At 63.6% G+C, this 14233-nt stretch carries 12 protein-coding genes and 1 pseudogene; 10 read left to right on the plus strand and 3 right to left on the minus strand.

The window, feature by feature from the left end; all coding sequences use genetic code 11:
* Positions 1–319, minus strand: a pseudogene (locus ABIV12_RS17175) (4-hydroxyphenylpyruvate dioxygenase); the annotation flags it as partial.
* Between the two features lie 145 nt (positions 320–464).
* Here ABIV12_RS17175 and ABIV12_RS17180 point away from each other — a divergent pair.
* Positions 465–905 carry a MarR family transcriptional regulator gene (locus ABIV12_RS17180; RefSeq protein WP_348061621.1) on the plus strand — a complete coding sequence of 147 codons (441 nt, stop codon included), beginning with the start codon at positions 465–467 and terminating at the stop codon, positions 903–905.
* A 57-nt stretch (positions 906–962) separates the two neighbouring features.
* Here ABIV12_RS17180 and ABIV12_RS17185 read toward each other — a convergent pair whose 3' ends face one another.
* Both ABIV12_RS17185 and ABIV12_RS17190 read right to left on the minus strand, forming a co-directional pair.
* Complete coding sequence (locus tag ABIV12_RS17185) at positions 963–2465, minus strand: peptide MFS transporter (RefSeq protein WP_348061623.1); 1503 nt, start codon at positions 2463–2465, stop codon at positions 963–965.
* A gap of 84 nt (positions 2466–2549) precedes the next feature.
* Entirely contained in the window at positions 2550–3404 is an 855-nt protein-coding gene (locus tag ABIV12_RS17190; protein ID WP_348061625.1) for a tryptophan 2,3-dioxygenase family protein, read from the minus strand.
* A 211-nt stretch (positions 3405–3615) separates the two neighbouring features.
* Here ABIV12_RS17190 and pdhA point away from each other — a divergent pair, with 211 nt between their 5' ends.
* The 9 genes from pdhA to ABIV12_RS17235 form a co-directional block, all read left to right on the plus strand.
* On the plus strand, positions 3616–4695 hold the full coding sequence (gene pdhA, locus ABIV12_RS17195) for a pyruvate dehydrogenase (acetyl-transferring) E1 component subunit alpha (protein WP_348061627.1): 1080 nt from the start codon (positions 3616–3618) through the stop codon (positions 4693–4695).
* A 56-nt stretch (positions 4696–4751) separates the two neighbouring features.
* Entirely contained in the window at positions 4752–5732 is a 981-nt protein-coding gene (locus ABIV12_RS17200; RefSeq protein ID WP_348061629.1) for an alpha-ketoacid dehydrogenase subunit beta, read from the plus strand.
* 19 nt (positions 5733–5751) lie between these two features.
* Entirely contained in the window at positions 5752–6108 is a 357-nt protein-coding gene (locus tag ABIV12_RS17205) for a DUF1304 domain-containing protein (RefSeq protein ID WP_348061631.1), read from the plus strand.
* A 42-nt stretch (positions 6109–6150) separates the two neighbouring features.
* Positions 6151–7572: a dihydrolipoamide acetyltransferase family protein gene (locus tag ABIV12_RS17210; protein ID WP_348061633.1), complete on the plus strand. Its 1422-nt coding sequence runs from the start codon at positions 6151–6153 to the stop codon at positions 7570–7572.
* A gap of 22 nt (positions 7573–7594) precedes the next feature.
* Positions 7595–7978 carry a VOC family protein gene (locus ABIV12_RS17215; RefSeq protein WP_348061635.1) on the plus strand — a complete coding sequence of 128 codons (384 nt, stop codon included), beginning with the start codon at positions 7595–7597 and terminating at the stop codon, positions 7976–7978.
* Between the two features lie 112 nt (positions 7979–8090).
* Complete coding sequence (metK, locus tag ABIV12_RS17220) at positions 8091–9290, plus strand: methionine adenosyltransferase (RefSeq protein ID WP_348061637.1); 1200 nt, start codon at positions 8091–8093, stop codon at positions 9288–9290.
* Between the two features lie 142 nt (positions 9291–9432).
* Positions 9433–10509 carry a hypothetical protein gene (locus tag ABIV12_RS17225; RefSeq protein WP_348061639.1) on the plus strand — a complete coding sequence of 359 codons (1077 nt, stop codon included), beginning with the start codon at positions 9433–9435 and terminating at the stop codon, positions 10507–10509.
* Between the two features lie 74 nt (positions 10510–10583).
* Positions 10584–13517 (plus strand): hypothetical protein, encoded by a 2934-nt coding sequence (locus ABIV12_RS17230; protein ID WP_348061641.1) that lies wholly within the window; start codon positions 10584–10586, stop codon positions 13515–13517.
* Positions 13518–13691: 174 nt separating this feature from the next.
* On the plus strand, positions 13692–14233 hold a 542-nt coding region (locus tag ABIV12_RS17235; RefSeq protein WP_348061643.1), incomplete at its 3' end, for a circularly permuted type 2 ATP-grasp protein.

Genomic DNA, 14233 nt, shown 5'->3' on the forward strand with positions numbered 1-14233 from the left:
CGGTTGCCAGTACCTCGGCGGACGTCTTCTGGAAGCGGATCGCAAAACCGCACGCGCAGGGGCCATGCGCGCGCGCGAAGTCGGCCGCAAATGAATCCGGATCCTCGTTCAGCAGGAGATTCACGCCGTTCTGCCGAAAGAGCGTGATCGGGCGCGACATGTGCTTTCGCACAGCCGTGAAACCCATTTTTCCGAACAGGTCGCGCAGTCCGCCGGCACGGCCGTCGGGCGCGGCGAATTCGACGAACTCGAACCCGTCGATACCCATCGGGTTGTCGAACGTGGTGACCTGCATGCCAAGGTTGGGCTGGGCGTTCATCGTGTCCTCCGGTCTGTTGCGGCGCTCGCAGCGCCTGCGTGAAGGAAAGCGGATCTGCGCCGATTGCCTTCACCCGCGATCATGGACGAGCGCGGACCGGTGCTTTATAGTTTCATTTGAAACCAATTGCAAGGCGCGCTGCCACATGACCGATCACGCCCCGCTCGAACTCGAACGATTCCTGCCGTATCGACTGTCGATCCTCTCGAACCGCGTCAGCCAGGCGATCGCGCAGACGTATCAGGACCGCTTCGACCTGTCGATGACGGAATGGCGCGTGATGGCGGTGCTCGCCCGCTACGACAGCGACGGCCTGTCGGCGCGCGAGGTTGCATCACGCACCGAAATGGACAAGGTCGCAGTCAGTCGCGCGCTCACCCGGCTCGTCGCCGCCAGACGCGTTGCGCGCAAGACGCATGCGGGCGACAAGCGCCGCTCGGTGCTGCGGCTCAGCGCCGCCGGCTGGAAGGTTCACGATGCGATCGCGCCGCTCGCGCGCGAGCACGAGCGAACGATGGTTGCAAAGCTCACAACGGACGAACAGCGTGCGCTGGAGAGCATCCTCGACAAGCTCGCACCGGTGTAACGATGCGGAGACAGGGCGTGCGCAACGCGCGCCAGCCCATGCCCCGATTCACCTCGCTCAACGGACCCCGTGCATCAGCTTGTTGACCAGCGGAGCAATCAGGAACAACAGGACGCCTGCGCCCATCAGCGACCAGAAACCCCAGGTATAGCCGAGCAACGCAGAGGTCGTGGAGATGCCGTCCGTGCCGCTGACCCACTTGGCGAACTCACCGGACAGATTGTTGCCGTTGGCGACAGACAGAAACCACCCGCCCATCGCGAAGGCGACGTATTTCGGCGGCGCGAGCTTGGTCACCATCGACAGACCGATCGGCGACAGACACAGCTCGGCGACGGACTGCACCACATACACCATGAAGAGCGTCCAGAACGGGATCTTCTGATCCGCATCGACCAGGTGCGTCAACGCGTACATCAGCAGCAGGAACGCGAGACCGTTGCCGATCAGGCCGAGGCCGAACTTGCGCGGGATCGAAGGTTCGGAGTTTCGACGCCCCATCCAGATCCAGATCATCGCGACCAGCGGCGCCAGCGAGATGATGGCCAGCGGATTGACGGACTGGAACCACGCAACAGGGAACTCCCAGCCGCCAAAATCGCGATTCACGATCTTTTCGGCGAGGAAGTTGAACGAACTGCCGGCCTGCTCGAAGAACATCCAGAACATCACGTTGAACACGAAGATGATCAGCATCGCGATCACCTTGTCGCGTGCCACCTTTCCTTCGCGCATGCCTTCGACGAGCAACATCGCGGCGAGCCCGACGAACAGCGCGAAGAGGATCCACGCGAGAATCGTCGAACTCAACAGGAAGAACATCAGGGGAATGCCGACCACAAAATAGACGGCGAGCAGGCCGAGCGAACGGCCGCCGCTGGCACCCACCGGCGCCGAGCCGATGCCCTGCAGCTGGCGTCGTCCAAACCAGAACCAGAAATAGCTCAGCACCATGCCGATGCCGGCCGTGGCGAAGACGATCTTGTAGTTCTGCACCATCGGCGTGTCGGTGATGACACTCGCCAGCCAGCCGGTGAGGATCGGGGAAAAGAAACTGCCTGCATTGATGCCCATGTAGAAAATCGTGAAGCCCGCGTCGCGACGTGGGTCGCCTTGCGGATAGAGCTCGCCGACGAGGGTCGAGATGTTCGGCTTGAACAACCCGTTGCCGATGATCACCAGCGACAGTCCGAGCAGGAAGACCTGCTGGTTCGGCACCATCATCACGAACAGGCCGGCGCCCATCACGATCGCGCCGATCAGGATCGACCGCTGGTGTCCGATCAGCCGGTCGGCGATGTACCCGCCGAACGCACCGGCGGCATAGACCAGCGCGAGATAGGCGCCATAGGTCTGGTTGGCGAATGCCTCGCCGGTCGAATCGCCGCCGAAGAACTGGGAGACGATGTACAGCGTCAGCGCCCAACGCATGCCGTAGAACGCGAACCGTTCCCAGAACTCCGTCATGAACAGCATCCACAGCGGGCGCGGATGGCCGAGGGAATCCTGGAAGACTGGAGGTGACGGTGCGCCCGGCAGGCTGGCGGTGGAGTTGGACATGCGTTCCCCTGGAAGCGGTGTGGACCGCAAAGGTGTAACCGCTGGCGGCGGCGGCGTCAAACCGCAGCGCAATACCCGACGGGATCAGACGCCAATCTGGGTGCGCACGTCGATCAGCTCCGGGAAAAACGTCAATTCCAGCGCGCGCTTCAGAAACGCCACGCCGGAGGAGCCGCCGGTGCCGCGGCGGAATCCGATGATCCGCTCGACGGTTTTCATATGGCGGAAACGCCAGAGCTGGAAACTCTCCTCGATGTCGACCAGCTGTTCGCTCAGATGATATTCCGGCCAGAAATCGCGCGCATTCTCGTAGATTCTCTTCAATGCAGGCATCAGGCCCGGCGTGCGCTCATGGGGCAGGCTGAAATCGCGATCCAGGCTCCCGGCGGGGATCGCGTGGCCGCGGCGAGCGAGGTAGCGCAAAAATTCGTCGTACAGGCTCGGAGCCTCGAGGACCTCGCGCAATTCCTCGCGTGCGGCCGGATCGTGGTCGAACACACTGAGCATTCCGGCGTTCTTGTTCCCCAGAAGAAACTCGATCATCCGGTACTGGTGCGACTGGAAGCCCGATGCAGGACCGAGCACATGACGGAACTCCAGGTACTCCGCCGGTGTCAGCGTTTCCAGCACTCCCCACTGGGCAAAAAGCTGCTGTTGAACCTGTTTGACGCGCGCGAGGATCTTCAAAGTGGTGTCGACGTCGTCCTCGCGCAGGCGCACGATTGCCGCGCGCAGTTCGTGGACCATCAGCTTCATCCACAGCTCGGCGACCTGATGCTGCACGATGAACAGCATTTCGTCGTGGTGCGGCGGGTTGCTCAGCGGCTTCTGAGCGGAGAGCAACGTCGGCAGCTGCAGATAGCCGCCATACGCCGTGCGATCTCGAAGGTCGAGTTCGATGCCCTGTTCGATCGGACGCAGGTTCGGAGTTTCGTTCATTGCAACGCCACGCCATGGAAGCAGATCAGTTTACCCGCCCGTCGCGGTGGATGCTGCGCCGGGCCTTGCGGACGCAACGCGCTCTTGCTTACTGTCACCGGCCAAAGATCGCGCGCCGGCAGGCGCGACCGGTTCGCGTGTCGGACCTGTGATCACCCACCACTGAAACGCCGCGCGCTCGCGCGCCATGCGACATCGCAACGGAGGCCACTTGTCCATCGCCGCCACCTTCGAGATTGAATACCTGCAATACCTCGACGAGGACGGCAAGCTCGTCCGCGACGATCTTCCCGCGATTGCGCGCGATGTGCGCGAGCTCGTCAATCTGTACAAGGAAATGCTGTTCGTGCGCGTGTTCGATGCGAAAGCGGTCGCATTGCAACGCACCGGCAAGCTGGGCACCTATGCGTCAAGCCTCGGCCACGAAGCCGCACACGTTGCGATCGGCAGCGCGATGCAGGAAGACGACGTGTTTGCGCCGATGTACCGCGAGTACGGCGCGCAGCTCCATCGGGGCGTGAAGCCGCGCGACATCCTGCTGTACTGGGGTGGCGACGAGCGCGGCAGCGATTTCTCAGGACCCGCCCACGACTTCGCGTGGGCGGTGCCGATCGCGACGCAGTGCCTGCACGCCGCGGGGGCCGCGCTGGCGTTCAAGATCCGCAAGGAACCTCGCGTCGCGGTGTCAGTGGTCGGCGACGGCGGTTCGTCGAAAGCCGACTTCTACGGCGCCATCAACGTCACCGGCGCGATGACGCTGCCGTACGTCTCGGTGATCGTCAACAACGGATGGGCCATCTCGGTGCCGCGCAGTGCGCAGACCGGGGCGAAGACGCTCGCACAGAAAGGCATTGCTGCGGGACTCGAATGCCTGCAGGTCGACGGCAATGATCTCATCGCAATGCGGGCGGCAATGGATTACGCGATCAAGCGCGCACGCCACGGCCACGGCGGCATGGTGATCGAGGCGGTGACCTACCGGCTGTCCGATCACACCACGGCGGACGACGCGCGCCGTTATCGCGAGGATGACGAAGTGAAGGCGGCCTGGAAGCGCGAGCCGATGAAGCGCATGAAGACGTACCTGATGTCGCTCAACGCGTGGACTGAAAAAGAGGAAGAAGACTGGAAGGTCGAGTGCTCGAAGACGGTCGACCTCGAAGTCGATGCGTATCTCGCAACGAAATCCCAGCCCACCGAGGCGATGTTCGACTTCACCTGGGCCGAGCTGCCGGCGGATCTCGCGGGGCAGCGCAGCGCCGCGCTCGCGCTGGACAAGCCTGTGCGTTGATTCCCCGCGGACCGGCTTCGTCCACCATCGAACATACAGACATCGGATCACGCTCAATGCCACAGATCACCCTCATCGAAGCCGTCACCCAGGCGCTCGCGTACGAAATGAAGCACGACTCCACCGTCGTCGTTCTCGGCGAGGATGTCGGGGTCAATGGCGGCGTGTTCCGCGCGACACAGGGGTTGCAACAGACGTTCGGAAGCGAGCGCGTCATCGATACCCCGCTCGACGAAACGACCATTGCCGGCCTCACTGTCGGACTCGCCGCGCAAGGAATGAAGCCGGTCGCCGAAGCCCAGTTCGAAGGTTTCATCTATCCGATGATGGAACACATCGCGTGCCACGCGGCGCGCCTGCGTACACGCACGCGCGGACGCATGAGCTGCCCGGCGGTCTTTCGTGCTCCGTGGGGCGGCGGCATCCGCGCGCCGGAACATCACTCCGAAGCCAACGAGCATCTGTTTACCAACATCCCGGGCTTGCGGGTGGTGATGCCCTCTTCACCCGGTCGCGCCTATGGCTTGCTGCTGGCCGCCATCCGCGATCCGGATCCGGTGATCTTCTTCGAACCCAAGCGGATCTATCGCCAGTACAAGGAAGACGTACCCGACGACGGCGAAGCGTTGCCGCTCGACGTGTGCTTCGTGCTGCGCGATGGCAGCGACATCACGCTGGTCACGTGGGGCGCGCAAGTGAAGGAAACGCTCGAAGCCGCCGACGCGCTCGCCGAGCAGGGCATCAGTGCCGAAGTAATCGACGTCGCGACGCTGACGCCGCTCGACTTCGAGACAATCCACGACTCGGTGAAGAAAACCGGCCGCTGCGTGATCGTGCATGAAGCGCCGCGCACGGCTGGCTTCGGTGCCGAGATCGCCGCTCGGCTCGCCGATGAAGCGCTGTACGATCTCGTCGCGCCGGTGCAGCGCGTGACGGGTTACGACACGCACATTCCGCTGTACCGGCTCGAAATGAAATACCTGCCAAGCGTCGAACGCATCCTCGCTGCGGCGAAGAAGACGTTGGACGTCAGCTGACCTTCACGAGGAGCCCGACGTGCACGCGATTGCCCAGATTCTCGTCGGTCTCGTCGCCGCACTGCATGTGTATTTCCTCGTGTTGGAAATGTTCCTGTGGGACACGCCTTACGGCCGCCGCACGTTCGGGATCACACCGGAATTCTCGGCTGCATCCAAGGTGCTTGCTGCCAACCAGGGCCTCTACAACGGCTTTCTCGCTGCCGGCCTGGTGTGGGGGCTCGCCCTCGGCCGCAGCGGATGGATGATCGACATCTTTTTCCTCGCTTGCGTCATCGTCGCCGGCCTGTATGGCGGATTGACGGTGAATCGCAGGATTCTCTACGTGCAGGTCGTTCCCGCCGTTCTGGCGCTGATCGCGCTGCACATTCCCTGAAACGCGCGGTCCCGCGCACACCTTCGAAGACGAGTTTCCCGCATGGCCGACATGAAGACGTTCCACCTCCCCGACCTCGGCGAAGGCCTTCCTGACGCGACGATCGTCGAGTGGCTGGTAAAGGAAGGCGGTACCGTCAGGCTCGACGAACCGATGGTGTCGATGGAGACCGCGAAGGCGATCGTCGAAGTCCCCTCCCCGTTCTCGGGAACGCTCGCGAAGGTGCACGGCGGCGCCGGTGACGTGATCACAACGGGAGCGCCACTCGCCGAGTTCGAAATCGATCCGTCGCAGCCGCAGCGCGCGGAAGCGGAATCGACCGGCCATCACCATGCGCCACCCAAGCCGGCGACTGCCGCGCCGTCGAGAGGTGCAGGGAGTGAAGCTCCGGATCACAAAGGCGTGGTGGCATCGGACGAGGGCGGTGAGATTTCGACGAACGACGACGCCGGCCGCGCCGATGAAGGCACGGTCGTTGGCGCGATGCAGACGAGCAACCATGTACACACGGAACAGGCAACGAGCGTCGGCGGCGCCAAGGCCGTGCCGGCCGTCCGCGCCCTCGCCAGGAAGCTCGGCGTCGACCTCGCGCGGGTGAGCGCCAGTGGCGCCGGCGGGGTCGTGACGCTCAAGGATGTGAAGGATGCGGCAGCGGCCGGCAGCGCGCGCGTTTCAACCCCGTCGTCCAGCCGGGTCGAAGGAACATCCCGTCCGGTTCCACCGATCGCGGACGCCGCGCGCACGGCTGCCTCTGCCACTGAAGGAAGAACAGCGCTGTCTGCCAGCGGCAAGCCGATGCGCACCTCGCCGCATTCGGTCGCCGCAAGCGGACAACCCGAACAACTCAAGGGTGTCCGTCGAAACATGGCGCGCGTCATGGCGGCCGCGCATGCGCAAGTCGTGCCGACGACATTGTGCGATGACGCGGACATCCACGCGTGGTCGCCGGGCAACGACATTACAGGGCGGCTGGTTCGCGCGATTGTGCGCGCGTCCAAGGCGGTCCCGGCATTGAACGCCTGGTTCGACGGCGAGAACCTCACGCGAACGCTTCATCCGCATGTCGACATCGGCATTGCGGTCGACACCGAGGACGGCCTGTTCGTGCCGGCGCTGCGCAACGCCGACGTGCTCGAACCCGCGGGTGTGCGTGCGGCGGTGAATCGCCTGCGGACGCAGGTCGAGGACCGCAGCATTCCACCGACCGAGCTTTCCGGCTACACGATCTCGCTGTCGAATTTCGGCGTGTTCGCCGGCCGCTACGCAACGCCGGTGGTGGTTCCGCCCTGCGTGGCGATCATCGCGGCCGGCAAGGGCCGGCACCAGATGACGCCCGTGATGGGGGGCTTCGAATCGCATCGCGTGATTCCGCTGTCACTGACGTTCGATCACCGCGCCGCCACCGGCGGCGAGGCCGCGCGTTTTCTGAAAGCGATGCTTGACGATCTATCGCTGCCGGGTTGACGACCACAAACAAGGACTTGCCATGGCCCATCGCAGCCGGCTCGCGGGCTTCATCATCGACTGCCAGACAGACGATCTCGGCGCTGCCGCGAATTTCTGGGGCGCGGTACTCGGGCTGACAATCGCCGATCCGGACTCCGGTGGAACAGGCCGCTATGCCGAGTTTGGCGATGCTCCCGGCGGCCTTCACGTCGAGGTACAGGCGGTCGATCATCCCTCGCGCGTCCACCTCGATATCGAGGCGGACGACATTGACGCCGAGGCGGCGCGCCTCGAGGCGCTTGGTGCGAAGCGGATCGGTTTCGTCCATCGATGGTGGTTGATGGAAGCACCGACCGGGCAACGGTTCTGCGTCGTGCGGATGAGGCACGAGAGTCGGCGCGAAACACCCAACGAATGGCCCTGATCCCGGCACCGGCGTTGCCGTTCAGCCGCGATGCTGAAATCGACACCGCGCCCGTGTATGATGCGCGCCGTTGGTTTCATCCATCCATCCGTATAGAAGGATATTTGCCTCGATGAGCAGCTTTCTCTTCACTTCCGAATCCGTCTCCGAAGGCCACCCGGACAAGGTCGCCGACCAGATCTCCGACGCCGTTCTCGACGCGATCCTGGAGCAGGACAAGCGTGCGCGCGTGGCCTGCGAAACAATGGTCAAGACCGGCGTCGCGATCGTCGCTGGCGAAGTGACCACCTCCGCGTGGATCGACCTGGAAGCGCTGACGCGCAAGGTCATCCTCGACATCGGGTACGACTCCTCCGACGTCGGCTTCGACGGCGCGACCTGCGGCGTGCTGAACCTGATCGGCAAGCAGTCGCCGGACATCAACCAGGGTGTCGACCGCAAAAAGCCGGAAGAACAGGGCGCGGGCGACCAGGGCCTGATGTTCGGCTATGCCACCAATGAAACCGACAGCTTCATGCCGGCGGCGATCCATCTGTCGCATCGACTCGTTGAACAGCAGGCGAAGGTGCGCAAGAAGAAGAATTCGCCGCTGCCGTGGCTGCGCCCGGACGCCAAGAGCCAGGTCACGCTGCGCTACGAGAATGACAAGGCGGTTGCGATCGATGCAATCGTGCTGTCGACCCAGCATGATCCATCGGTCAAGCAGAAAGACCTGATCGAGGCGGTGCGCACGCACATCATCGATCCGGTGCTGCCGAAGAAATGGATCCACAAAGGCACAAAGTTTCATATCAACCCGACCGGCAAGTTCGTGATCGGCGGTCCGGTGGGCGACTGCGGCCTGACCGGCCGCAAGATCATCGTCGACACGTACGGCGGTTGGGCCCGTCACGGCGGCGGCGCGTTCTCGGGCAAGGATCCGTCGAAGGTCGACCGCTCGGCGGCATATGCGGCGCGCTACGTCGCCAAGAACATCGTGGCTGCGGGCATCGCCGATCGTTGCGAGGTGCAGGTGTCGTACGCGATCGGCGTGGCGCATCCGACCTCGATCTCGGTGACCACATTCGGCACCGGCAAGATCGCCGACGAGAAGATCGAGAAACTCATCCGAAACCACTTCGACCTGCGTCCGTACGGAATCATCAAGATGCTGGACCTGGTGCACCCGATGTACCAGGCGACCGCCGCGTATGGCCACTTCGGTCGTGCGCCGGTGGACGTGGTGCTGAAGAGTGGCGAGAAGTACACGTCGTTCTCGTGGGAGAAGACCGACAAGGCCGCGGAGCTGCGCAAGGCCGCCGGTCTGAAGTAGTCGCTGTCGCTCCATCGATTCGCAAGGGCCGCCGCGTGCGGCCCTTTTCATGACCGGGCATCGGAAAGCAGCAGATGCCTTTCCGTCCGGGTCGTAGTGACGTAGCCTCTCGGCTTAGTCGCACTACGCCCTGGAGCATTCCTTGCAGTCCGTCATCAAGCCGATCCGAGGGCACACGTCTGCCCGCCCCCGTCAGCTGATCTTCGCCTTGACCCTTGTGTCGATGGTCGCCATTGCGACATCGCACGCGGTGCGTGCCGAGCCCGTCGAACCTCCGATGGAATTGTTGTACTCGCCTGGCACCGTTCTGGTCGCCGGCGTCGTTTCCGACATTGATCCAGCGGGTCGGGTGGTGTTCCAGCGCAAGGACGTCTTCAGCGGTCGGGGAAAACTGCCGGACCTGATCGATATCCGCGTTCCGCTGTCGGTTGCGCGACGGGTAAAGCCGGGCGAGCGCTACATCGTCGGGTATTCGATCGCGCGCTCCGATCCACGCCATCCGACACGCACCGTGGCAGATCCGCGTGGAGCGACGCTCGTCACCAGCATCGGACTCGACCCGGCGCTGTTTGCCGACACTCCGGAAACCCGCGCACTGCTCAAGGCCGGGCGCAGCGAGCACGGGCGCGAGTCACGTCGCTTCTTCCAATTGCTGATGAAAGCGCTCGGGTCGCACGACCTGGCGCTACAGACCCTGGCAGCGGGCGAAATTGCGCTCGAGCCCGAGATCGGCGAACGACTTCGCGACGATAACGAGGGGACCGTCGAGCGTGTCGCGCGCAGCACGCAGACACCGCCCGCGGTGAGAGCGTCATTGTTGCAGTCCGCATTCAAACGTCCGTCGGATCTCGGAAACTGGTGGGAAGCAGTCGCCCGTGACGTAGTGACAACTACGTCTGTAGGCGGATATAGTGACCCGACCTCAGACCCAACCGACTTGGTGTTGGTGGCTCTGGAGTTGCTCGACCAGCATGCGGGTTCGTTGCCTTCTGACGCGCTCGTGCGGTGGGTTCGCAGTGGAAGTCCGGCGCTCGTCGAGCGTGCGTGCCTGATGCTGCGGCGGATCTCCCCCGCGCTTGAGCGTACTTCGGTGCGCACAGCGCTGGACGATCCCGGGCTGCCGGATCAGACACGACGATTTCTCGGCGATCACCTGCGCCGACTGGATGTGCTCGATGCACGTCTCAAGGCGCGCGCAGGCGGATCCACAGGATCGTGAATTGGACGAACGGGTGACGGCCGCCCTTCGATCGACATTGAACATTGCCGCCACCGCACCTACGGGGATCGATCATGGTTTTGTCGCGTTTCATGCCCACCGCCATCGGCGCCGCGCTGTTGGCCCTTGGCTTCTCCGCCGCGAACGCAGGGGTCACAACCCCCACGACGATCACGCCGGAAAGTCTGCCGACTGTCACTCACGCCGCGCGCCACGATATTTCGGCACCTCTGCGGGACATCCTGCGCACCATGCCGCCGCAGGCGCCTGCCGGCACTGAAGAGGAGCCGTTCGAGATTCCGAACATCCTTCTGAAGCCGAGCGGAAGAGTCAGCTCGCTGGTGCCCGACTATTCGCGCATGCAGACGCGCGGCACCGGCGTGCCCGCGCCAGCGGTCGATCTCAGCTTTGAGGCAATCAGCTCGACGACCTCTGGCTGCGGCTGTCTCCCGCCGGACACCAATGGCGACGTCAGCGACGTTCACTTCATCCAGTGGGTGAATTCCTCGTGGCAGGCGTTCGACAAGCTCACCGGCAATCCGGATCCGAACACCTTGACGCCGCGCCCCGGCAACTCGTTCTTCGTCGGCTTCGGCGGCAAGTGCGAGACGACCAACGCAGGCGATCCGCTCGCGGTGTGGGACGCGCGCGCGCAGCGCTGGGTCATGAGCCAGTTCGTGACGTCCGCACCCTTCGCACAGTGCGTGGCGGTGTCGACCACCTCCGACCCATTTGGAACGTACGCACGCTACGAATTCAATTTCCCGAATTTCGGCGATTACCCGCACATGGGTGTGTGGACCGATGGCGCCGGTCAGGATGCGTATCTCCTGACGACACATGAATTCAGCGGGTCGAGCGCGTTCCTCGGCGCATCGTTCATCGCCTTCGAACGCGACAAGATGCTGGTCGGCGATCCCACTGCTGCAATGGTGCGCTTCGGTGGATTCGATGCGTACGGCGTGGAGCCGATCAATCTGACCGGTGCGCTGAACGCCCCCACCAATGCGTGCCCCAGCTACGTCCACTTCGATGGCGCGACCAGTGAATACCTGTTCTGGGACATGTGCATCAACTGGGCGACACCCGCGAATACGACCGTGTCGGCCAACCCCTCGCGGATCCAAGGCGAGCCGTTTGTTTCGTATTTTGACGAGGTTCCGCAGCTCGGCAGCACCGCCGGACTCGATTCGTTCGGCACGCACATCATGTATCACGCCAATGCGCGCGCGTTCCCGGTCGATGCACCGACGCGCATCTCGCTCGTCGTCAATCATGTCGTTCAAGGCAACGTGCAGCAGGGCGGCATCAACTGGGTGCATTTCGATCTCGACGATCATGGTGCCAATCCGTCCACACCGACCGCGCTCGACCGCCACATCGTCGACCAGGGCACCTACGCACCGGACGCCAACGTACGTTGGATGGGCGGCATCGCGATTGACGGCAGCGGCGACATCGGCGTGGGTTTCTCGAAGTCGAGTGCAACCATCCATCCGCAGATCGCAATCACGGGCCGTACGCTCGATGATGCGGCCGGCACGCTGCGCGACGAAAGCGGCTGCACCGACACGATTGCCAATGGCTCGCAGACCAGCACCAGCAATCGCTGGGGCGATTATTCCGCGATGAATGTCGATCCTGTCGATCAGTGCACGTTCTACTTCACCACCGAGTACTACCCGACCACCGCATCGTCGAGCTGGCACACGCGTGTGTGTTCGTTCAAGTTTGCTGAATGCGGCGATCCGAATTACGCGGTGGTTGCCGAAACGCCCAAGCGCATCGAGATCTGCGAGGCGACGACGTCCGCCAATCCTTCGTATGGCCTGCGTATTGGCGTGCTGAACGGGTTCAATGGATCGGTCGCTCTGACCGCGAACGGACTTCCCGCGGGTGCCACGGCGCAGTTCTCGCCGACTCCGGTCACGGCGCCGGGAAGCAGCATCCTCACGATCCTCGGAGGCGCGACATTGCCTTCCGGCGAATACGATTTCTCGGTCGATGCGACCAGCGGCTCGCTGTCGCGCAGCATCGCTCTGGAACTCGGCGTTTCCGCAACGGCGCCACAGGTTGTGACGCTGCTGTCGCCGACCAACACCGCCGCTGGCGTGAAGGTGCGACCGGTCCTGAACTGGGGAACGCTCGACTTGACCGATCGCATCTTCGGCGACGGCTTCGACGGAGTCGCGCCGCCGCCGATCTTCACGACCTCCAGTGCGCTGCAGTACCTGGTCGAAGTCGCCACGGATTCGGCGTTCACTGACATCGTTGCCAGCGCGACCGTGCAGGGAACGACCTGGACCGTCGACACCACGCTGGACGCCAATACGCAGTATTTCTGGCGCGTGACGCCGAGCAATTACTGTGGTCCGAGCGCACCGTCGGCAACGTTCTCGTTCACCACCGGTACGCCGGGCACCTGCCCGGCAGGCACGACGGCATCGACGGTCTACGAAGAAACATTCGATGCGGGGGCTGGTGGGTGGACCGCAGCGGGAACCGGTGGCACAGGTTGGACGCAGGGCGCGGCTCCGGCCGGCACCGGCTTCACCACGCCGGTCTGGAAAGTGCCCGACAACACCGTGTCGAGCGATCGCACGCTGACCTCGCCGGCGATCACGATTCCGACAGCACAGTCGGTGATCCTCTCGTATGACGCCTGGCACAAATCCGAACAGGATCCGCCGACCGGGTGCTGGGACAGTTCGTCGCTCGAGACCAGCACCAATGGTGGCAGCTCGTTCGATTATCTCGACGCGAGCCACATGTTCACGGACCCGTACAACGGAACAGCCTCCGCAGGTGCTCCGCTGGCAGGACGCCAGAGCTGGTGCTATCCGGGTCCGGCCGGTACCGCTGCGCCGTCGCCGTCGATCGTCGACCTCGACAGCTTCGCCGGCCAGAGCCTGCAGCTGCGCTTCCGCACGGTGTCCGACTCCAACACCGCGGCCGCAGCGCCGAACGGAATGATCGTTGACCACGTGAAGGTACAGATCTGCCAGTAACGCACCACCGCTGGCAAGTGAACCGACTCCGCCGTCCTCGTGAAGGCGGAGTTGTTTCCGGAGACCGGTTTTCGTGGCCTTGCGCCGCCGTGCCAGCAAAGCCGCAACTAGGCAAGCCGCGTCTCGCATGTTATGTGTGACCGCAAGGGTCCCCTTGCTCACACGGGTCGACGCATGCCCCCCATGTTTGACGAAATGCACCATGCCGGCGGCGAACTTCGCGCGCATTACCATGCGTTCGATCACTGGTTGCAGAGCACGCCCGAGCAGCAGGTTGAACACAAGCGGCGCGAGGCTGAAATCTCGTTCCACCGCGTCGGCATCACGTTTTCCGTGTACGGCGAGGAATCGGGCAACGAACGCCTGATCCCCTTCGACCTGGTGCCGCGTATCGTGCCGTCGGCCGAATGGCGCATGCTCGAGGCCGGGCTTCGCCAGCGCGTTCTTGCGCTCAATCTTTTCCTGGCGGATGTCTACGGCGAACAGCGCATCCTCGCCGAAGGTCGCGTGCCGCGCGAGCTGGTGCTTGGGAACAGCGAATACCGTACCGAGATGCACGGGCTGAAAGTGCCGGGCGGCGTTTACTCGCACATCTCCGGCATCGATCTGGTGCGCGCCGGCGATGGCGAGTACTACGTGCTCGAAGACAACCTGCGTGTGCCGTCCGGCGTGTCGTACATGCTCGAAAACCGTCGCATGATGGCGCGACTGATTCC

It is taken from the genome of Dokdonella sp., assembly GCF_039926425.1.
Taxonomy (GTDB): Bacteria; Pseudomonadota; Gammaproteobacteria; order Xanthomonadales; family Rhodanobacteraceae; genus Dokdonella_A.